Genomic DNA, 21,697 nt, shown 5'->3' with positions numbered 1-21,697 from the left:
CTGAAGCTGCCGATGTCCGCCAAACGTGTCCTGATCGTTGAAGACGATGCCCACATCGCCGACCTGCTGCGCATGCACCTGGGTGATGAGGGCTATGAAGTCGCGCACGCCGCCAGCGGCGATGCCGGCCTGCGCCTGATCGAACAGGAAGGTCCGTGGGATGCACTGGTACTGGACGTGATGCTGCCGGGCGTGGACGGCCTGCAGGTCTGCCAGCGCGCACGCGCGATGGCGCGCTACGTGCCGATCATCATCATCAGCGCACGTGGCAGCGAAACCCAGCGCATCGTCGGCCTGGAACTGGGCGCGGACGACTACCTGGCCAAGCCGTTCTCGATGCCGGAACTGGTGGCGCGCGTGCGTGCGCTGCTGCGCCGCGCCGAAGCCATGGCACAGAACGCGCGCATCGATGCCGGGGCGATCGAACTCGGGGGGCTGCGGCTGGACCCGGTCGCCCGTACTGCCGCCGTCGATGGCAATGCACTGGAACTGACCCCGCGTGAGTTCGAACTGCTGCTGTTCTTCGCCCGCCACCCGGACCAGGTGTTTGCGCGGATGGAACTGCTCAACCAGGTCTGGGGCTACCAGCACGACGGTTACGAGCACACGGTCAACACGCACATCAACCGCCTGCGCAGCAAGATCGAGACCGACCCGGGCAACCCGCGGCGCCTGCTGACGGTGTGGGGGCGCGGTTACAAACTGGTCGACCCGGCCGGGGCGGCCACATGATCAAGCCGAACCTGTGGCAGAAACTGGCGCTGGTGATGTCGGCACTGATGCTGACGTGCTGCATGGCGCTGCTGGCGTGGCAGATGCGCACCAATACCCGGCATGAGCAGGAAGTGGTGCAGCGCCTGTCGCTTGGATTGGCCGAGCACATCGCCCAGCGCAGCGAACTGATGGACACCAGCGGCATGCGCGATGCAGCGGTGCGCGCATTGTTCGGCCAGCTGATGGCGGTCAACCCCAGTGTCGAGGTGTACCTGCTGGATGAGCAGGGTCGCATCCTCGGCCACGATGCGCCCAGCGGCCACCTGGTGCGCAGCCGGGTGGACGTGGCACCGCTGCGGCGCCTGCTGTCCGGTGCGCCGCTGCCGATCCTCGGTGACGATCCCCGCAGTGCCGATGGCCGCAAGGTGTTCAGTGTCGCGCCGCTGGTGGTGCAGGGGCGGCAGGCGGGTTACGTGTACGTGGTACTGGTGGGCGAACACCGGCAGATGCTGGCCGACGATCTGGCCGCCGGCAGCCAATGGCACACCACGCTCTGGTCGGTGCTGCTGATCGGCGGGCTGGGCCTGCTTGCCGGCCTGGTGGCCTTCTACTGGGTGACCCGGCCCCTGCGCCAGGTCACCCGGCGCATACAGGCCTTCGACATCGACGCACCGACGCCACTGCCCGCGCCGGTACCGCTGCGCGCGGGTGAGCGCGATGAACTGAAGATCCTCGAACATGCCCATTCGCAGATGGCACAGCGGCTGGGCGAGCAGTGGCAGCAGCTTCGCCAGCAGGACCTGCAGCGCCGCGAACTGGTGGCCAACATCTCGCACGACCTGCGCACGCCGTTGTCCTCGCTGCACGGTTACCTGGAAACGCTGGCGCTGAAAGAAGCCACGCTGTCGCCGCAGGAGCGCCGTCGCTATCTCGGTATCGCGCTGGCGCAGAGCGCCAAGGTCGGCCGTCTGGCCCGGGCGTTGTTTGAACTGGCGCGGCTGGAGCACGGTGAAGTGCGGCTGGAGTGGGAAGTGTTCGCGCTGCCGGAACTGCTGCAGGACGTACTGCAGAAGTTCGAGCTGGCCGCGCAGGCACGTGGGCAGCGCCTGCACGCTGATTTCCCGCCGGGCCTGCCGCTGGTGCGCGCCGACCTGGGTCTTGTGGAGCGCGTGCTGACCAATCTGCTCGACAACGCGCTGCGGCATGCGCCGGACGGGGGCCGTGTGCAGGTGCAGCTGTCGGCGCTGCCCGACAGTGTGCAGGTGGCGGTGCAGGACGATGGCCCCGGGGTGCCGCTGGCGCTGCGCGGGCAACTGTTCCAGGCGCCGGCGGCACTGGGCGCGCGGCGTGGCGAGAACGGCGGGCTCGGCCTGCTGATCGTGCAGCGCATCGTGCAGTTGCATGGCCGCCGTATCGAACTGCGCGACAGCGGACAGGGCGCGCTGTTCGTGTTCGCCTTGCCGCGTGCCGATGCCGAGGCGAACTAGACGTTGTCTGCCGGTGGCGGGACACCGCTTTCCATCGGCAGCAGCAGCCGGATGCAGGCACCGCCGAGCACCGAATCGGCCACTTCCACGCGGCCGCGATGCTTGTCCGCCACCACCTGCACCAGCGCCAGGCCCAGCCCGAAACCCGGGCTGGCCTGGTCCAGCCGCACGTAGGGCTGCAGCACCTGGCTGCGCAGTTCGACGGCGATACCGGGACCGTCGTCCTCCACCTGCAGGCACAGCCATCCCTCGTTGAGCGTGCTGACGATGCGGATCTGCCGGCGCGCATAGCGCAGCGCGTTGCCCAGCAGGTTGCGCAGCGCCAGTTCCAGCATGTGCCGGTTGACGTTGACCAGCCCTGCCGGTGACAGGTCCTGCTGCACCGGTATCGTCAGTGGTGCGAACTGCTCGACCACACCGCGTACCAGCGCGGCCAGTTGCAGGCGCTGGCGGGTGACCTGATGGCAGCGGCCGAGCGCGGCATACTCGACACCCGCATCGGTCAGGTGCTGCAACCGGTCAATGTCGATGCGCAGGCCGGACAGCGCATCGCGCTGGGCGTCGTCCAGTCCGGTGTCTTCCAGGTCGGCCAGGCCGAAGCGCATGCGTGCCAGCGGTGTGCGGACTTCGTGCGCCACCGCTTGGGCCAGCACGCGCTGGCTGTCCAGCAGCAGCTGCAGCTGTTCGGCCATGTGGTTGAACGCCTTGGCCAATGGCCGCACCAGCGCGGTACCGGCGCGTGGCGCCCGGCTGTCGAGTTGGCCATCGCGCATCCGTCGCGCGGTCTGCGCCAGCTGCGAGACATCGCGCCATAACCGGTAGACCATCACGTACATCGGCAATGCCACCGCCACCATCAGAATCAGCAGGATGATGGCCACGCCGGAGGCTTCGCTGTCCTGCCAGCCTTCTTCGGGCAGGGCCTGGTCCAGCGGCCCCAGGATCAGCGCACTGCTGCTGTTGCCGACGCGCTGCAGGCTGCGCATGCTGTCCAGCTCGATCTGCACGTGTCCGTTGAGCAGGCCCTTGCGCTGTTTCGCCGGCAGTATCGCGGCAGCTTCGGTCAGCGGCATCAGCTGCAGCGGATAGGCGAAATCGCTGTCCAACTGTTGTGCCAGGGCTGGCCACTGCGCCGGCGGCGTTTCGGCGAAGCGATGTTGCAGCATGGCGTGCGGGCCGCGCATTTCCGCCTGCAGGCTGGCCTCGGTGCGGTCTTCCAGCAGCGCATCCCAGGCCCACAGCCCGAGCACGATCAGCAGCAGATGGGCGGTGAGGAAACCGATGCCGTAGCGCAGGAAGTGGAAGGCATGGCCACGCATGGCCGACGACGGATGCTTCATCCCCATGCCGATCGGCTGAACAGGTAACCACGGCCGCGCACGGTCTTGATCCGCTCGGGCTGCTCCGGGTTGTCGCCGAGCTTGCGCCGCAGGCGCGAGATGCGTGCGTCGATCGACCGATCCAGGCCATCGAAGGCGATGCCGCGCAGGCCGCGCAGCAGCGCATCGCGGTCGAGGATCTGGCCCGCGTTGCCGGCCAGCAGGAACAGCAGGTCGAACTCGGCGGTGGTCAGCTCCAGCAGGCGGCCCTGCAGGTGCACGTTGCGGGTGGACGGGTCGATGCTCAGTTCACCGAAACGCAGGGCGCCATCGCGTGGCTCGACCCGGCGGTGGCGGCGCAGGTGGGCGCGCAGCCGGGCCAGCAGCACCCGTGGTTCGATCGGCTTGCCGATGTAATCGTCGGCGCCCAGCTCCAGCCCCAGCACCTGGTCGATGTTGTCGGTGCGGGCGCTCAGCACGCAGATGATCCCGTCATAGTGGGGCCGGATCTGCCGACACACTTCGAAACCATCCTGACCCGGCAGACCGATGTCGAGCAGGACCAGCGCCGGCTTCTCGCTGAGGATCCGGGCGATCGCGCGCTGGCCGCAGCGTTCGTGGGCGACCTGGTAACCGTGGCGCTTCAGGTAGTCGCTGACCATCGTGCCCAGCCGAGCGTCGTCTTCAACCAGTACGATATCCAGCATCTACAAGGCCTCCGGGGTGCTTCCGTACCGCCGTGGCACGAGCGCGGCGATGCTATCCCAGCTGCCGGGCCGCTCGGGTCCAGGGAGCGGGCGCCATTCAGCCGGGGTTGCTGGCGCGCAGGCCGAGCCTCAGGCCGGGCAACGACTTGGCCGCACGGTAGCCATCGTGTTGTTACAAAACGTTACGTAAGCCGCGCCTGCGGTGACGGTCGCTGACAGCGCTACGACTGACGTGGCGCTCGGCGGGGCCGAGCATGGCAGTTCTCCCCATCCGCGTGCCGCCCTCATGCCGTCCGCCTCCTGTCCCGCGCTTTTCCTTGAATGCCCTTGCCATGGAGGCCAGCGATGAGCGGCGTGGTCGGGGCCTGGCTGCCGCCTGCCGACGATGAGCAGCTGCTGCAGCAGCTGGCGCCGATGCTGCGGGCGCTGCAGCAGCGCGGCCGCGGTCGCATCGGGTACTGGACCGATGCCGACGCAGGGCTGGCCCTCGGTCATTGCCGTGCGCCGACCGACATGCCGTTGCAGCCGCTCAGCTCCAGCTGCGGGCGCTACGTGCTGTGCCTGGATGGCCGCATCTACAACCGCGCGGCCCTGCAGTCGCAGCTGCGCGACCTGCCACGCAGCTGCACCGATGCACGCCTGTTGCTGCAGGCCGTCGTCGAGTGGGGCGTGCAGCGTGCGCTGTCGCGCATCGAAGGGGCATTTGCGTTCAGCGTCTGGGACCGCCACGCACATGAGCTCTGGCTGGCGCGCGACCCGGTCGGCGAACGGCCGTTGTATTACGGCTGGTACCAGGGCCAGTTCCTGTTCGCTTCGGAGTTGAAGGCGCTGCAGGCCTTTGCCGGATTCGCTCCCAGCATCGACCAGGATGCATTGAGCCTGCTGCTGCGCCATGACTATGTGCCGGCGCCGCACACCATCTATCGCGGCATCCACAAGCTGGTGGCCGGGGCGATGCTGCGCGTGGACCTCAACGATCATGCCGCCGGCGGATCAACGCAGGCCACGCAGGGCGGCCAGCGCTACTGGTGCGCGCGCGATGCGATGCAATCAGCATTGCAGCAGCCGTTGCAGCCGGCGCCCAGCCTGGAGCAGGCCACCGACCAGTTGGAGGTGGTGCTGCAGCAGGCGATCGCCACGCGCATGCATTCACCCGTGGCCTGCGGTGCATTCCTGTCCGGTGGCACCGATTCGTCGCTGGTGGTGGCGATGATGCAGGCGCAGTCGGCGTTGCCGGTGGAGGCATGGACGGTGGGTTTCGACGACCCCGGTCACGACGAGAGCGACTGGGCCTCGCAGGTGGCCCGCCACCTGGGCGTGCATCACCACCTGCACAGGATGGACAGCCGGCAGGGCCTGGATCTGCTGCAGCGCTTGCCGCAGGTCTGGTGCGAACCGTTCGCCGATGCCTCGCAGCTGCCCACCCTGCTGGCCAGCGAGCTGCTCGGCGCGCGCAAGCCGGTGGCGCTGACCGGCGACGGCGGCGATGAGCTGTTCTTCGGCCACCCCAGCTATGGCCGCGCGCTGCGCAATGCGCGCCTGTGCGGTGGCCTGCCGGACTGGGTACGTGATCTTGCGCGGCGTGGCAGCAGCCGCTTGAACGTCGAGCGTGGTCGGCTTGGCGGTTGGCGCGCACTGGTGGCCGAGGTGGCCGCCAACGACGTGGAGGGGCATTACCTGCAGCGCGTCACCCGCTGGCGGCAGCCGACCCAGGTGGTACTGGGGGCGCGCGAACCGGCGACGATCTTCCACCAGCAGGACACCGCACTGCCGGCGGAAGCGCGCATCCAGCTGCTGGATTTCCGCATGGACCTGGCCGAGGGGATCCTTGCCAAGGTCGACCGTGCCGGCATGGCGGCCGGCGTGGAGACACGCTCGCCGTTGCTGGACATGGAGGTCATACGCCTGGCCTGGCGCCTGCCGCAGCACTTGAAGTACCACGACGGCGAGCACAAGCGGATCCTCAAGCATCTGCTGGCGCGCTACCTGCCCGCGCCGCTGGTCTATCGCCCCAAGCGCGGTTTCGGCCCACCGATGGCACGCTGGCTGGCCGGCCCGCTGCGCGACTGGGCGGAAGCGTTGCTCGACCCGCAGCTGCTGCGCAACCAGGGGTGCTTCGATGCGGTACGCGTGCGCGCGATCTGGCAGGCGTTCCTGCGCGGCGAGCGCAAATGGCATACGCACCTGTGGAACGTGTTGATGTTCCAGGCGTGGTACCAGCACTGGCACGGCAATCGCGGGCGATAACCGGGAGCGATCCTTACGGGCGCGGCGAATCTTCCTGGCGCAGGGCGGAGGCCCTTGCGTGCGAATGTCCTCCGGCGCCGGCCGTTGGCCGTCACCTCCCCCTTTACTTCGCACGCAAGGGCCTCCGCCCTGCGTCCGGAGCTCGTCGGCGTCTCATTGAAGGGCCGTCGCGAGCGCTGCATCTGCGCGCCTGGTGCCGCAAGCCGAGCCTCGTCGGGGCGGGTAGGGGTCTGGGCAAAGTAAAGGAGGAGGTGGCGGCCAACGGCCGGCGCCGGGGGACATTTGCCCAGGCCCCTACCTGCCCCGACGGGGCCCTTCAGATCACAGAGGCCCGGACGAAGACGCGCTCGAGAATCCAGGCGCCAGGCAAAAAAAGACCCGGCAGAGGGAGGGATCTGCCGGGTCCGGATTGCATGGGGGGAGGGACCCATGCAATGAGCGTGGGCGTCGCGCCAGTGGCTGTTCCCTGCCAGTCGCATCCGCCGTGCATTTGTATTGATGCAATGCAGCATACGCCGATCATGCGGCAATGCAACAAAAATCACGAAGGCGCCATCTCTGGCGCCTTGAGGCCTTTCAGATCAATGGGTTGTCAGGCGGCAGGGCCGCGGTAACGGCAGCCCGAGGTGCAGGTTTCGTGCACGGTGATCTCGCTCAATGCCGGCAGGGTGGGCTTGAGCTCGTTCCAGATCCACACGGCCAGGTTTTCGCTGGTCGGGTTCTCCAGGCCGGGGATGTCATTGAGGTAATGGTGGTCCAGGCGGTCGTAGATCGGCTGGAAAGCCGCCTTCACGTCACCGAAATCCATGATCCAGCCGGTCTGCGCGCCCGGCTCGCCCTCGACCTTCAGTTCCACCCGGAAGGAGTGGCCGTGCAGGCGCGCGCACTTGTGCCCCGGCGGCACGTTGGGGAGGCGGTGCGCCGCCTCGAGCATGAAGACTTTGAAGATTTCCATGGCGCGATTGTACGCCGCGGGCGGCCGATCAGCCCGGCTTTGCGTTTCTCTCCTGTGAAGAAATTCTTTTCATCCGGATGAAGAGATGATAGTTTCTCTTATATCCGTATGAAGAGATGTTATTGGCCGCACCCCGGCCGGGCATGGATTACTGCGGAACTTGCCTCGTCCTTCCACTACCTCCCCCACATCGTCATGCCCCAGCACACCCTGCTCGTGGCGGCCCTGGCCGTCGCTCTGGCCGCGCCTTTGTCTGCCGCCGCCGAAACCCCCGCCGACGCCGGCGGCGAAGCCAGCACCCTGGCTGCCGTGCGCGTCACCGGTTCCAACATCAAACGCGCCGATACCGAAGCCTCCAACCCGGTGCAGGTGATCGGCCGCCAGCAGCTGGAACAGACCGGCAAGGCCACCGTGGCCGATGTGCTGCGCTCGATCTCGGCCAACACCGGCAATGCCAGCAACGAGACCACCAACAACGGTTGGGCCTCGGGCTCGGCCGGCATCGGCCTGCGCGGTCTTTCGCAGAAGAACACGCTGGTGCTGCTCAACGGCCGCCGCCTGGCCAACTACGGCTTCCCGGCCGGCGGCCTGTCGGACACCTTCGTCGATCTCAACGCGCTGCCGCTGGTGGCGGTCGAACGCATCGAAGTGCTCAAGGACGGTGCATCGGCGGTGTATGGCAGCGATGCGGTGGCCGGCGTGGTCAACATCATCACCCGGCAGAATTTCGAAGGTGCCGAGATCGGCGGCAGCTTCGGCGGCGCCGACCAGGGCGGCCTGCACGAGCAGAACCTGAAGTTCGTCGGTGGCCTGGGCGACATCGACAAGGACGGCTACAACATCCTCTTCAGCCTGCAGGGCTACAACCGCGAGCGACTGGACCAGGACGAGCGCAACCTGACCAAGAGCGGCATCTACAGCGACCAGCCCGGCGGCCGCTGGAACGGCTGGTCGGCCAAGGGGGCACGCTATCTGGTCAATGGCACCTCCGTGCCGATGCTCGATGCCAACGGCAACTGCCCCACCGGCACCACCCGCGTGGCCAGCGCGCCGATCGACGGCCTGGCCGGTGATACCTGCGGCTTCAACCAGGCCCCGTACACCACCCTGATTCCCTCCACCAAGCGCTACCAGGCCTACGCCAACGGCACGTTCCGCCTCGGCGACAACGTCGAAGCGTTCGGCGAAGTGCTGTACAGCCAGATCAAGAGTGCTGCCTGGTTCGGCAGCAGCCCGTTCTTCACCCTGGAAAGCGGTCGCTTCGCACTGAACGCGCAGACCGGCCTGGCCGAGCCGGTGTCGTCCAACCTGCCGGCCAGCAACCCGTACAACCCGTACGGCCGCGCGATCCCGATCGAATACACCTTCTTCGACCTCGGCGGCACCATCAAGACCAACCGGTCCACCGCCTATCGCGGTGTGTTCGGGCTGCGTGGCAACACCGAGAAGTGGGACTGGGAAGTGGCCGCGTTCGGCGCGCGTAGCAGCGAGCGCGAAACCGTCTCCGGCGGCTTCGCCAACCGCTGGGCACTGGCCAATGCACTGGCCACCGGCAGCTACAACCTGCTGAACCCGGCCGCGACGCCGCAGTCGGTGCGCGATTCGATCAACATCGCCACCCTGCGTCCGGCCGAGTCGGTGCTGCAGGGCATCGATGCGAAGATCTCCGGCAGTCTCGGCCACACCTGGGCCGGCGACATCGGGTTCGCCGCCGGTGCCGAATGGCGCCGCGAGAAGCTCGATTCGAACAACCCGTGGCAGATCGATGCCGGCCTGCAGGTGCGCCCGGCAATCGCCGAAGTGCATGGCGAGCGCAAGGTCAGCGCCGCCTACGCCGAGGTCAACGTGCCGCTGGCCTCGACCCTGGAACTGTCCGCCGCCGCCCGCGCCGATCATTACGACGATTTCGGCGACGCGTTCTCGCCCAAGCTCGGCCTGCGCTGGCAGCCGCTGGATTTCCTGCTGGTGCGTGCCTCCGCGTCGAAGGGCTTCCGCGCCCCGTCGCTGTCGGAGAACTCCAACAGCACCAGCATCGCCTATGGCAGCGTGGTCGACCCGCGTGATCCGGACGTGCCGGGCTCGCGGCAGAACCCGACCTTCTTCACCGTCGGCAACAGCGACCTGAAGCCGGAGCGCACCAAGAGCGTGAACTTCGGCGTGGTGCTGTCGCCGTGGGCGAACACCAACCTGAGCATCGACTACTACCGTATCCAGCTGGACAACCTGGTCGGTACCAACAACACCCAGACCCTGGTCAACGACAACGTCGCCGGTGCCGTGCAGCGCGATGAGCGCGGCAAGCTGCAGGCGGTCTACAACCGCTACCAGAACCTGAGCGAGCTGAAGACTTCGGGCATCGACGTCGAGCTGCGCCAGCGCATCCCGACCACGGCCTTCGGTGACTTCACCGTGACCTCGGCCTACACCCACGTTCGCGACTACCGGCGCCCGACCGTGGTCGGCGGCCCGCTGGTGGACTATGCCGGCAGCAATCTCGGCGCCACCCTGCCGAAGAACAAGGCCACCACCACCCTGGACTGGAAGTACAGCGACTACACCGCCGCGGTGACCTGGTACTACACCAGTGGCTACGACCAGAAGGCCAGCACCGCTGCCGCTGCGGTGCAGAGCCGCGTCGACGCCTACAACCAGTTCGATCTCTACCTGGGCTACACCGGCATCGACAACCTGACCGTGTACGCCAAGGTGCAGAACCTGGGTGACAAGACGCCGCCGTACGACGCCTCGTTCCCGGGCATCCGCGCGCCGTACGACTTCAGCCAGTACGACCTGCGTGGCCGCTACTTCACGCTGGGCTTCGACTACCGCTTCTGATCCACCCGCCGCGGCCGGCCACCCTGTGTGGCCGGCCGTGTTGCCATGTTCCAGGGGAGTCACCGTGTCCTTCCACCGCCGTGCCGTTTTCCCGTTGTTGCTCGCCGTCGCCACCGCCGTATTGTTGCCGCCTGCGGTACATGCGCAGAGCGCCTATTTCTTCCCGCAGACCACCGATGCCGCGGCATTCGATACCGCCATTCCCACGCCGGAGCAGTTCCTCGGCTATCCGATCGGCAGCCGCTACACCCGCCATGACCAGCTGGTGGCTTACTTCCAGGAGCTGGCCAAGCACTCGGACAAGATCAGCGTGCGCGAGATCGGCCGCAGCTATGAGGGCCGACCGCTGCTGATCGCCACGGTCACTGCTGCAGGCAACCACGCGCGGCTGGAACAGATCCGCCAGCAGCACGCGACCCTGGCCGACCCGGCGCAGCCGCGCAGCGCTGCCGGTGACAGCCCGGTGGTGGTGTGGCTGGGCTACAGCGTGCACGGCAACGAGACTTCCAGCGGCGAAGCGGCGATGCTGACCGCCTACTACCTGGTGGCCAACCGCAGCGCGGAAACGCAGCAGTGGCTGCAGCAGGCAGTGGTGCTGTTCGACCCGGCGCAGAATCCCGACGGCCGCGATCGCGCCGCCAACTGGCACAACGCCTGGACGTCCGATCCGGCCTCGGCCGATCCGGCCGACAAGGAACACGTCGAACCGTTCCCGCAGGGCCGTACCAACCACTACTTCACCGATCTCAACCGCGATTGGCTGGCACTGACACAGCAGGATTCGCGGCCGAAGGTGGCGCAGTTCCACCAGTGGTACCCGAACGTGCAGATCGACTTCCACGAAATGGGCAAGGACAGCACGTACTACTTCGAGCCATCGCCGAAGAGCATGCATAGCCCGTTGATCCCGGCAGCGTCGTACGAGTTCAACAAGACCCTGGCCAAGTACCACGCCCAGGCGCTCGATGCGCTGGGTTCGCTGTACTACACCGGTGAGAACTTCGACAATTTCTCGCCCGTGTACGGCTCGACCTATCCGGATTTCCACGGCGCGGTCGGCGTCACGGTGGAGCAGGCCAGCTCGCGCGGTCGCGTGCAGGAATCGGTGAATGGCCTGCTGACGTTCCCGTTCACCATCCGCAACCAGGTTGCCACCGGGTTGGGCACGGTGCGCGGTGCGGTGACCGAGCGCAGCGCGCTGTTCGATCTGCAGAAGCGTTTCTTCCAGAGCGCGCTGAAGCAGGCCGCACAACAGCCGGTGAAGAGCTTCGTGTTCGGCGACGCGCATGATCCGGCATTGACCCGACGCCTGCTGGAACTGCTGTTGCTGCACAGGATTGAAGTGCATGCACTGGACCGCGCTGTCAGCGTAGATGGCCAGCGTTTCGAAGCGGGCAGCGCCTACGTGGTGCCGGTGCAGCAGGCGCAGTTCCGCCTGGTCCATTCGATCTTCGCCGAGACCCCGCCGATCAAGGGCGACGTGTTCTACGGCAGCACCAGCTACGCGATCGCCCCGGCCTACGGCGTGGCCTTTGCCGGCAGCCGCAGCCGCATCGATGGCGGCGCCCGCGTGGTCGAGGTTCCCGCAGTGCAGGGCGGGCTGACCGGCGGTGAAGCGGGCTTCGCCTACGTGATCGACTGGCGCGACTACAACGCGGGCCGCGCACTGGCCGCCCTGCAGGCCAAGGGCTTGTCCACGCGTGCCACCTTCCAGCCGTTCACCGCGGCCACCGCACAAGGTGAGGTGGCCTTTGCCGGGGGCAGCATCGTGGTACCGGTGTCCGGGCAGCCGCTGCAGGGTGCGGCGTTGCAGGAGGCGGTCGCCGCCGCCGCGCGGGTCGCCGGTGTGCAGGTGCATGCGCTGGCCAGCGGTCGCAGCCGCGATGGCATCGACCTTGGCAGTGACGGCGTCAAGGCACTGCGCAAGCCCGCCGTCGCGCTGGTGATGGGCGAGGGCGTGGCAGCCACCGAAATCGGTTCGGCCTGGTTCCTGCTCGACCAGCAGCTGCGCCTGCCGGCCAGCAAGCTGGACCCGCAGCAGCTGGGCAAGGCATCTCTGGACCGCTACACCACGATCGTGCTGTCCGGCGGCACCTATGCCGGCATCGACGCGGCCGCGGTAGCGGCATTGAAGCGCTGGATCCAGGCCGGCGGGTCACTGGTCACCTATGGCAGCGCGTCGAAGTGGGCGATCGAACAGAAACTTGCCGACGGCGAGAAGCTGGGCAAGGACGAGGAAGCAACAGACACCGCGCGCCGCGCCTTCGGTGACCAGCGCGATATCGCCGCGATCGAGCGCGTCAGCGGCAACATCCTCAGCGCCGACGTCGACCTCAGTCATCCTTTGGCGTTCGGCGTGCCGCGCCGGCAACTGGCGATCAACAAGGAGAACACGGTCATCCTGCAGCCGAGCGCGAACGGGTTTTCCACGGTGGTGCGGATCGACGACACACCTCGGGTGAACGGGTATCTGTCCGAGCGCAACCGCAGCCGCGTGGCCGGCAGTGCATGGCTGCTGGTGTCAGCGCAGGGGCAGGGCAACGTGATCCTGTTTGCTGATGATCCGGCGCATCGCAAGTACTGGCATGGCACTGATCGGATGCTGATCAACGCGATCTTCTTCGGGAATCTGGTGAATCCGAGTAAAGCGCGGGGTTGAGGCGTTTGGCGCCTTCATTACCATGTGGGTTGGGAGGACGGATAGGCCGCGCAGGACACGCCGCAAGTACGTCCCTGTAGGCTCGTAGGCGCCATCCATGGCGCCTGCGGTCCTGCGCGGCCTATCCGTCCTCCCCAGACAGTTTCCTCCAGGCGCGGACGCATCAAACCCAAGGCGGGGGCAAGGGCAAAAGCAGGAATTGCGGCTTCGGCGTTTGCCTTTGAATTTGAATTTGAATTTGAATTTGATCTTTCTTCTCCCGGCTACCCGGCGGGAGAAGAAGGCGCAGGCAATGCTTGAAGCGGATGGGCATGGGGGCAGCGCAGAACACGCTGTAAATACGTCCATGTAAGCTCGATGGCGCCATCCATGGCGCCAACGGTTCTGCGCTGCCCCCATGCCCATCCGCCCTCGGTACTGCCACCGCCTGCTTTATCACCCGGTAGCCAGCAACAAAAAAGGACGGCGCGTCAGCGCCGTCCCTCGATAGCCCCCCGCGCAGCGGGAAGCGCCATCCATGTCAGCAGCAATCAGCCAGCGCGACCGCCGCCGTTGCCGCCCTGGCCGCGACCACGGCCGCCACCGGAATTACCGGCACCGCCACGACGCTGGCCCTGACCGGCACCTGCGCCTGCGCGCTGCTGGCCGTTGCCCGCGCCCTCGCGGCGGCCACCGCCGGCCTTCTTCGGGCCTGCATGGGCATGACGCGGCGCATCGCCGTGCGGACGGCGCGCGTGGGTCTTGCGCGGCACGCGCTCGCCGGTATCGGCCTCGGCCTTGCCCGGCGCACTGTTGCCCCAGCGGATCGGCGTCTGCAGCTCGAAGCCCGGCACATCGCGGATGTCCATGTCGCGGCCGAGCAGGCGCACGATCGCGCGCAGCAGCTTCACTTCATCCTGCGCCACCAGCGAAATCGCTTCACCGGTCGCACCGTTGCGGCCGGTACGGCCAATGCGGTGCACGTAGTCTTCGGCCACCATCGGCAGATCGAAGTTGATCACCTTCGGCAGCTCGTTGATGTCGATGCCGCGCGCGGCGATATCGGTGGCCACCAGCACGGTGACACGGCCGGCCTTGAAGTCGCCGAGCGCACGCAGGCGCTGGCCTTGGCTCTTGTTGCCGTGGATCGCCGCGGTCTTGATGCCGGACTTTTCCAGGAACGCGGCCAGCTTGTCGCTACCGTGCTTGGTGCGGGCAAACACCAGGGTCTGCTCGCGGCTGTCCTGCGCCAGCAGGTGCAGCAGCAGGTCGCGCTTGCGGCTGCCATCGACCGGATGCACCTTGTGGGTGATGGTCTCGGCGACGGTGTTCTTCGGCGTGACCTGGATCTGTTCCGGGTTGCGCATGAACTCCAGCGCCAACTGGCGGATGTTGTCCTCGAAGGTGGCCGAGAACAGCAGGGTCTGGCGGTTCTGCTTGGGCAGCTTGGCCAGGATGCGCTTGATCGAGGGCAGGAAGCCCATGTCGAGCATGCGGTCGGCTTCGTCCAGCACCAGCAGTTCAATGCCGGACAGGTCGATGCTGCGACGCTCCAGGTGGTCGATCAGGCGGCCCGGGCAGGCCACCAGCAGGTCCACGCCGCGACGCAGGATGTCCAGCTGGTTGCCCATGCCGACACCGCCGTAGATGCAGGCGCTGGGGATGCGCAGGTACTTGCTGTAACCGCGCAGGCTGTCATGCACCTGGGTGGCCAGTTCGCGGGTCGGTGCCAGGATCAGCGCGCGCGGCTTGCGCGGGCCGGTGCGCACTTCCTGCGAAGCGGTGCCCAGGTGCTGCAGCAGCGGCAGGCCGAACGCGGCGGTCTTGCCGGTGCCGGTCTGTGCGCCGGCCAGCAGGTCGCGACCGGCCAGCACCAGCGGGATCGCCTGCTGCTGGATCGGGGTAGGGGTTTCGTAGCCCTGCTCGGCGAGCGCACGCAGCAGGAAGGGCGCAAGGCCCAGGGATTCAAAAGACATCGAGATTGCTCCAAGTACAGTTAACGCCTGTCCGAACGGACAGACGGGGGCAGATCAAACTGATCGGCTGACTCGGAGCGTTCCCGTGAACCGCGCTGCGAGAATTGGGTGCAGCCAACGCGAAGCGCAGGCTGGAATGCGTGACGAACGGCGTCGGAGTGGGGGCGGGCGATGGGGCGAACCCCGGTCGCCGGCGATCCCGGAGGGAAACGGACGGCCGCTGCAGACCCGCATAGTCTAGCGGAAGGATGAGACCTGACGCAAAACAGGCTGTTCAGGTTGGGGGTTCGGCAGGGCTGCGCCCTGCACCCGCCGAAGCGGTAGTGCCGGCCGCTGGCCGGCAACCTCAACAGCAACAGCAGAAGCGGGCTATCCGTGGGATGGCGGGGTGGGTCCGGTTGCGGGGGCCGCTGCAAGTACGTCCATGTAAGCTCGGTCGCCGCATCCATGCGGCTCACGCCCCCGCAACCGGACCCACCCCGCCTTCGACAGTTTTCCGCGATCTGTCGGAATGGCATGGCCTGCTCCTGGTGGGTGTCACCTTGGTCGACACGGTAGATCCACGCCATGCGTGGATGCTCTTCGTTCAATTGTCGAAATATTCGATTTCGTTGGAAATTCATCCACGCACGGCGTGGATCTACCACCGTCATCGGGAAACTGTCGAGGGCGGGGCGGTATGGGGCTGCAGGACCGTTGGCGCCATGGATGGCGCCATCGAGCCCCCATGGATGGGTTTACGGCGTGTCCTGCAGCCCCATACCGCCCCGCCCAACCCACCGAAAACCCAGAGCCGGCTGTTGCAGTTGCTTTCGCGGTTGTCTTGGCCTTGGCCGTTGCTCCGGCTTGAAGCCGGTGCAGGGTGCAACCCTGCCGCCCCCCTCCTGCGGTAGGGTGAGGCGATGCCGCGCTGCAGCTTGGCTATGCTGCATATTTGATTACACTTGAAACTTGTTTGCCCACGACTCCGGACACCCACCATGAAGCTTGGTTCCTTGAAGGAAGGCGGCCGCGACGGCACCCTGATCGTTGTCTCGCGTGACCTGCGCCACGGCGTGCGCGCCACCGGCATCGCCGCCACCCTGCAGTTGGCCCTGGAGGACTGGAGCCATCTGGCCCCGCGTCTGAATGCGCTGTATGAGTCGCTCAATGCCGGCGACGCCGATGGCGTGTTCGACCTGGACCCGCAGGCCCTGGCCGCGCCGATGCCGCGCGCCTATGAATTCGTTGATGGCAGCGCCTACCTGCCGCACGTCGAGCGCGTACGCCGCGCCCGTGGCGCCGAGGTGCCGGAGAGCTTCTACAGTGATCCGCTGATGTACCAGGCCACCAGCGCCGGTTTCCATGGCCCGCGCGATGCGGTCAAGGTGGTCAGCGAGGACTACGGCATCGACCTGGAAGCAGAGATCGTGGTGATCACCGACGACGTGCCGATGGCCGCCACCCCGGAGCAGGCCGCCGGCCACATCCAGCTGATCGGCCTGGTCAACGACGTCTCGCTGCGCAACCTGATCCCGGGCGAACTGGCCAAGGGCTTCGGCTTCCTGCAGTCCAAGCCGCGCTCCGCGTTGTCGCCGGTGTTCGTCACTCCCGACGAACTGGGTGCTGCCTGGCAGGACAGCAAGGTGCACCTGCCGCTGCTGACCCATATCAACGGGACGTGGTTCGGTGCACCGGAAGCGGGTGTCGACATGCAGTTCAACTTCGCCCAGCTGGTCGCGCACGCGGCCAAGACGCGCCCGCTCAGTGCCGGCACCATTGTCGGCTCGGGCACCATCGCCAACGAGGACACCAGCAAGGGTGCTTCGTGCTTCGCCGAACAGCGCGTGGTGGAAACCCTGCGCGACGGCAAGCCGAGCACGCCGTTCATGTCCTTCGGCGACGTGGTGCGCATCGAGATGCTCGATGCCGCCGGCAACAGCATCTTCGGTGCGATCGAGCAGCGCATCGAACAGGCGGCCAAGCCCTGAGCATGGAGGCGGCGATGGAGATTCCGGTCGACGACGGCATCGTGCTGTACACCTACTGGCGATCCAGCGCCGCCTATCGCGTGCGCATCGGCCTGGCCTTGAAAAGCCTGGCTTTTGAAGCACGACCGGTGCATCTGGTCCGCGAGGGTGGCGAGCAGCACCATGACGCCTATCGCGGGCTCAACCCGCAGCAGCTGGTGCCCACGCTGCTGCATGAAGGTAACGTGCTGACCCAGTCGCTGGCGATCCTGGAGTATCTGGAAGAGCGGTTCCCGCAGGTGCCGTTGCTGCCGGCCGATGCCGCTGGCCGCGCACGGGTGCGGGCGCTGGCGCAGCTGGTAGCCTGCGACATCCACCCGATCAACAACCTGCGGGTGATGCAGTACCTCGAGCGCGATCTGCAGCTGCCCGCCGAGGCACGCACGCAGTGGACCCTGCACTGGATGGCCGAGGGCTTCGCGGCGATGGAAACGATGCTGGCCGACAGTGCTGACACCGGCACGTTCTGCCACGGTGACCGCCCGGGTCTGGCCGACATCTGCCTGTTGCCGCAGCTGTACAACGCCCATCGCTTCGGCCTGGACCTGGCGGCATACCCCACACTGCGCCGCATTGAAGCGGCCTGCCAGCAGCTGGATGCCTTCATCGCTGCACGCCCCGAAAACCAGATCGACGCCGCCTGACGTCGCGCTGTGCTCGCCGGGCATGGCCCGGCGCTACCGGTCTCCGGCGCGCGGTAGCGCCGGGCCATGCCCGGTGGGCGCGGAATCGGCCGCCAGCAGTTGCCGCAGGTCGTCGCGGAACAGCCGGTAGGCGTCCTCGCGCCGCGTCTCCTCCTTCTGCCGCAGTACCCAGGCCGGATGCACGGTGGCGTACCCGCGGGTGCCATCCTCGAGCGTGAGCCAGCGGCCACGGTCGCGCGTCAGGTTGAAGTCGCGACCGAATACGGACGAGGCCGCCGTGGCGCCGAGACAGACGATCACCTGCGGCTTCACCCGTGCGATCTCGCCCTGCAGCCACGGCCGGCAGGCATGCACATGGCGGCTCTCAGGGCGCTTATGCAGGCGCACCTTGCCTCGCCGCTCGTGATGGAAGTGCTTCACCGCGTTGGTCAGGTACAGGGCGCTGCGTTCGATGCCCAGCTCCTGCAGCGCACGGTCCAGCAGCTTGCCCGCCGGCCCGGCGAAGGGGCGACCACTCAGGTCCTCGACATCACCGGGCTGTTCGCCCACCAGCATGATGCGTGCATCGGCACGACCGTCGCCGAACACGGTCTGGGTCGACGCTTCCCACAGCGGGCACTGCCGACAGACGGCAGCCTGCTGGCGCAACGCCTGCAGGCTGCCATTGTCCGCAGCGGCATCGGTTGCATCATTCGGCCGTGCGGGAATACGTCGCTGCGGTGCCTGTGCCGGTCGATCATGCATCTCCTGCACGCGGCCGGCTGCGTCGCGCACAAGACCCGGCAACAGGTGCGCTTCGGGAAGATGCTTCCAGTAACGGGCGGGCATTTCCTGCTGCATCATCCGCGTGTTGAGCCGGGCCGGATTGAAGATGCTGGCGTAATAGGTCTGCCACAGCGTCTCACGGGCGTCTTCGGCGGGTGCATCGCGGCGGTTGCCGCCCTCACCGAACGAGAGCGCGCTGCCATCCCAGCGGACACTGCGCGCGGGGGTCAGGATCGCCCAGCGCATGCCGGCAAAACGGCGGGCGAAAAACGGGGCGACCCGGTCGACGATGTTGTGATCGGGCTCGAACCAGGCGATGAACGCGTCGGTCTCGCCGGGCACCTCCCGGAAGCGCACGAAGGCCTTCATCTTGTGCGTGTCGCGGCGCACCGCCTGTGCCAGCGCCATCAACCGCAGCACATCGGCGTCGGCCGGATTGGACAGTACCGTGCGTTCGCCATGCGCGATGCGCCACAGCAGGCGGTACAGCAGCGGCAGGCGCTGCGGATCGCGATGGCACAGACAGGTAGCGGCCAGTTCGACGAAGTCGCGCGGCACGTTCGGGACGGTGGCGCCGTCGGGCAGTGGCGCCTGCTGCACCGCCGGCGCGTCCAGCAGCGACGCTTCGCTGCCCGTGATCCAGTCCAGCTGTTCCGGCAGCACCCCGCGCAGCAAGGCCTCACGCGCCGCACCGCGCCAGGCATCCAGCGACCACGGCGGGTCTACGCGCAGCGACCAGCGCTGCAGCTCAGGCCGCGGGCGCGGCATCGAACAGCGAGCCCTGGCGGGGTGGTGGCGCCAGCTTCGCGCGCAGCGCCGCCGGATCATCCAGCGCACTGCGCGGATGGTGGTCGGCCAGCTGCACGAATGGCAGCAGTTTGCTCATCGGCGCCTTCAGCCGGGCGACGTCGGCCACCCGCAGGCGACCGTGGCGGCGCGCCATCAACACCCGCTTGACGTTGCGCACTCCCAAGCCCGGCACCCGCAGCAGCAGCTCCTTCGGCGCAAGGTTCAGGTCCACCGGGAAGCGCTCCGGATGCCGTATCGCCCAGGCCATCTTCGGATCGATGTCCAGATCCAGCATGCCGCCCTGGGTGGTGTCGGTGATCTCCTCCACGCCGTAGCCGTAGAAGCGCAGCAGCCAGTCGGCCTGGTACAGGCGGTGCTCGCGCTGCAGCGGAGGTGGTTGCAGCGGCAGCTTGCGGCTCGCATCGGGAATCGGGCTGAAGGCGGAGTAGTACACCCGGCGCATGCGGTAGTTGCCGTAGAGGCTGTCGGCACTGGTCAGGATCTGCTGGTCGCTGGCACCGTCGGCGCCGACGATCATCTGCGTGCTCTGCCCGGCGGGTGCAAAGCGGGGAGGGCGAGGGCGCGTGCTGCGGCTGGAAGCCGGTGCGATCACTGCCGGCGCCTTGCGGGCCTCCTTGGCTTCTTCGATGCGCCAGCGCAGTTCTCCCATCGCGCCGCGGATCGATGTGCTGGTCTTTTCCGGTGCGAGGGTGGCCAGGCCCGCCTCGGTGGGCAGTTCGACGTTGATCGACAGGCGATCGGCGTAACGGCCCGCAGCGGCCAGAAGTTCTGGCGATGCCTCGGGGATCGTCTTCAGGTGGATGTAGCCGGCGTATCGGTGCTCCTCGCGCAGCCGACGTGCCACCTCCACCATGCGCTCCATCGTGTAGTCCGCATTGCGGATGATGCCGCTGGAAAGAAACAGCCCTTCGATGTAATTGCGCTTGTAGAAATCCAGGGTGAGCGTGACCACCTCGTCCACGCTGAAACGCGCGCGCGGCACGTTGCTGGACACCCGGTTCACGCAATAGGCGCAGTCGTACACGCAGAAGTTGGTCAGCAGGATCTTCAGCAGCGACACGCAGCGGCCATCGGGCGTGTAGCTGTGGCAGATGCCCATGCCCTCGGTACTGCCGATGCCGCCGGAGGCGCGCGAATCGCGCTTGCCCGCGCCACTGGAGGCGCAGGAGGCATCGTATTTTGCGGCATCTGCAAGGATGGCCAGCTTGCGTATGGTTTCCATTGAAGAAACCTACGCACGAGGGGTCTCATTGGATGAGACCGCCCCTTAACCCTTCAGGATTGCGCCGGGCATGGCCCGGCGCTACCACCACGCGTCCGGTAGCGCCGGGCCATGCCCGGCGGGCGCGTCGTCAGAACCCGTGGGTAATGCTCGGCGCGCCGGCCGAGAAGTCCGCATACGGATCGTGCTCGCCGCTGCCGCCTTCGGACAGGCGGAACTTCAGCGCCAGGCCATCGCGTGAGTCGGCCGCGCGCAGGGCTTCTTCCTGATCGATGGTGCCGTTCTTGGCCAACCGGAACAGGCACTGGTCGAAGCTCTCCATGCCTTCTTCCAGCGAAGCCTCCATTGCCGCCTTGATCTCGTGCACCTGGCCACGACGCAGCAGGTCGCGGATCATCGGCGTGTTGATCAGGACCTCGGTGGCCGGCAGGCGGCGCCCCTCCTTGTTCTTCACCAGGCGCTGGCTGATCACCGCACGCAGGTTCAGGGCCAGGTTCATCAGCACGTTCTTGTGCGCGCTTTCCGGGAAGAAGTTGAGGATGCGCTCGATGGTCTGGTCGGCGTTGTTGGAGTGCAGGGTGGCCAGGCACAGGTGCCCGGTTTCGGCGAAGGCGATCGCCGCCTCCATCGTTTCTGCATCCAGGATCTCGCCGATCAGGATCACGTCTGGCGCTTCGCGCATCGCGTTCTTCAGCGCATTGTGGAAGGCATGGGTATCGAGCCCGACCTCGCGCTGGTTGACGATGGACATCTTGTGCTTGTGCAGGTACTCGATCGGGTCCTCGATGGTGAGGATGTGACCGGTGGTGGTGCTGTTGCGGTGGTCGATCATCGACGCCAGCGAGGTGGACTTGCCCGAGCCGGTGGACCCCACCACCAGCACCAGCCCACGCGGGGTCATGATGACGTCCTTCAGCACCTGCGGCAGGTTGAGCTCTTCGATGCTCGGAATCCGGCTGCGGATGGCGCGGATGACCATGCCCACTTCTCCGCGCTGCTTGAACACGTTGACGCGGAAACGCCCGGCATCGGCCAGGGCGATGGCCATGTTGAGTTCCAGCTCGCGCTCGAACTGCGGCACCTGGCCCTCGTCCATCAGCGAGTAGGCGATCTTCTTCACCATTCCCGGCGGCAGGCCGGTATTGCCGAGCGGATACAGCTTGCCCTCGATCTTGATGTACACCGGCGCGCCGGTGGTCAAGAACATGTCCGAAGCGTTCTTTTCGGTCATCAGCTTCAGGAAGTAGCCGATATCCATTGCGAATTTTCCCCAACGAAACTGCCGGTGCCCGTTGCAAGCACGGTACCGGCTTGACGACAATGGCCGCGAACCGACAACCGGTACGGCCTCCCCAATGAAACGACTTAG

Annotated in this window: 14 protein-coding genes; 7 read left to right on the top strand and 7 right to left on the bottom strand. The window is 66.9% G+C overall.

Going from position 1 to position 21,697, the window contains the following annotated elements:
• Positions 1-12: 12 nt before the first annotated feature.
• The gene (locus ACUXVE_RS13870; RefSeq protein ID WP_032976390.1) at positions 13-732 is read left to right on the top strand and encodes a response regulator transcription factor; all 720 of its coding nucleotides are present in this window, start codon (positions 13-15) and stop codon (positions 730-732) included.
• Positions 729-2,201 (top strand): sensor histidine kinase, encoded by a 1,473-nt coding sequence (locus ACUXVE_RS13865; protein WP_222390863.1) that lies wholly within the window; start codon positions 729-731, stop codon positions 2,199-2,201. The genes ACUXVE_RS13870 and ACUXVE_RS13865 overlap by 4 nt, the downstream gene beginning before the upstream one ends.
• Here the strand turns inward: ACUXVE_RS13865 and ACUXVE_RS13860 are convergent.
• Together ACUXVE_RS13860 and ACUXVE_RS13855 are read right to left on the bottom strand one after the other, a co-directional pair.
• Positions 2,198-3,541: an ATP-binding protein gene (locus tag ACUXVE_RS13860; RefSeq protein ID WP_445514608.1), complete on the bottom strand. Its 1,344-nt coding sequence runs from the start codon at positions 3,539-3,541 to the stop codon at positions 2,198-2,200. The genes ACUXVE_RS13865 and ACUXVE_RS13860 overlap by 4 nt on opposite strands.
• On the bottom strand, positions 3,538-4,227 hold the full coding sequence (locus ACUXVE_RS13855; RefSeq protein ID WP_025878439.1) for a winged helix-turn-helix domain-containing protein: 690 nt from the start codon (positions 4,225-4,227) through the stop codon (positions 3,538-3,540). Before ACUXVE_RS13855 ends, ACUXVE_RS13860 begins: the two co-directional genes overlap by 4 nt.
• A 345-nt stretch (positions 4,228-4,572) precedes the next feature.
• On the opposite strand from ACUXVE_RS13855, the gene asnB reads away from it, so the two are divergent.
• Positions 4,573-6,474 (top strand): asparagine synthase (glutamine-hydrolyzing), encoded by a 1,902-nt coding sequence (asnB, locus tag ACUXVE_RS13850; RefSeq protein WP_445514607.1) that lies wholly within the window; start codon positions 4,573-4,575, stop codon positions 6,472-6,474.
• Positions 6,475-7,066: 592 nt separating this feature from the next.
• Here the strand turns inward: asnB and queD are convergent.
• On the bottom strand, positions 7,067-7,429 hold the full coding sequence (gene queD, locus ACUXVE_RS13845; RefSeq protein ID WP_025878441.1) for a 6-carboxytetrahydropterin synthase QueD: 363 nt from the start codon (positions 7,427-7,429) through the stop codon (positions 7,067-7,069).
• Positions 7,430-7,624: 195 nt separating this feature from the next.
• Between queD and ACUXVE_RS13840 the strand changes: the two genes are divergently transcribed.
• Together ACUXVE_RS13840 and ACUXVE_RS13835 are read left to right on the top strand one after the other, a co-directional pair.
• Positions 7,625-10,264 carry a TonB-dependent receptor gene (locus ACUXVE_RS13840; protein ID WP_445514606.1) on the top strand — a complete coding sequence of 880 codons (2,640 nt, stop codon included), beginning with the start codon at positions 7,625-7,627 and terminating at the stop codon, positions 10,262-10,264.
• Positions 10,265-10,328: 64 nt separating this feature from the next.
• On the top strand, positions 10,329-12,923 hold the full coding sequence (locus tag ACUXVE_RS13835) for a M14 family zinc carboxypeptidase (RefSeq protein ID WP_445514605.1): 2,595 nt from the start codon (positions 10,329-10,331) through the stop codon (positions 12,921-12,923).
• A gap of 530 nt (positions 12,924-13,453) precedes the next feature.
• Here the strand turns inward: ACUXVE_RS13835 and ACUXVE_RS13830 are convergent.
• Positions 13,454-14,878, bottom strand: coding sequence for a DEAD/DEAH box helicase (locus ACUXVE_RS13830; RefSeq protein ID WP_117309453.1), 1,425 nt, complete (start codon positions 14,876-14,878; stop codon positions 13,454-13,456).
• A gap of 980 nt (positions 14,879-15,858) precedes the next feature.
• On the opposite strand from ACUXVE_RS13830, the gene ACUXVE_RS13825 reads away from it, so the two are divergent.
• A complete protein-coding gene (locus ACUXVE_RS13825; RefSeq protein WP_025878446.1) occupies positions 15,859-16,848 on the top strand; it encodes a fumarylacetoacetate hydrolase family protein in 990 nt (329 codons plus the stop codon).
• Positions 16,849-16,862: 14 nt separating this feature from the next.
• Positions 16,863-17,531 (top strand): maleylacetoacetate isomerase, encoded by a 669-nt coding sequence (gene maiA, locus ACUXVE_RS13820; RefSeq protein WP_445514604.1) that lies wholly within the window; start codon positions 16,863-16,865, stop codon positions 17,529-17,531.
• A 33-nt stretch (positions 17,532-17,564) separates the two neighbouring features.
• Here maiA and ACUXVE_RS13815 read toward each other — a convergent pair whose 3' ends face one another.
• The 3 genes from ACUXVE_RS13815 to ACUXVE_RS13805 form a co-directional block, all read right to left on the bottom strand.
• Entirely contained in the window at positions 17,565-19,064 is a 1,500-nt protein-coding gene (locus tag ACUXVE_RS13815; protein WP_445514603.1) for a UdgX family uracil-DNA binding protein, read from the bottom strand.
• Positions 19,045-20,328, bottom strand: coding sequence for a putative DNA modification/repair radical SAM protein (locus ACUXVE_RS13810; RefSeq protein ID WP_445514602.1), 1,284 nt, complete (start codon positions 20,326-20,328; stop codon positions 19,045-19,047). Before ACUXVE_RS13810 ends, ACUXVE_RS13815 begins: the two co-directional genes overlap by 20 nt.
• A 130-nt stretch (positions 20,329-20,458) precedes the next feature.
• Positions 20,459-21,586 carry a PilT/PilU family type 4a pilus ATPase gene (locus ACUXVE_RS13805; RefSeq protein WP_025878450.1) on the bottom strand — a complete coding sequence of 376 codons (1,128 nt, stop codon included), beginning with the start codon at positions 21,584-21,586 and terminating at the stop codon, positions 20,459-20,461.
• Positions 21,587-21,697 lie beyond the last annotated feature (111 nt).

The organism is Stenotrophomonas sp. 3(2025) (assembly GCF_052665395.1).
Note: the sequence above shows the minus strand (reverse complement) of the source record. Positions and strands in the feature narration are given on the sequence as shown.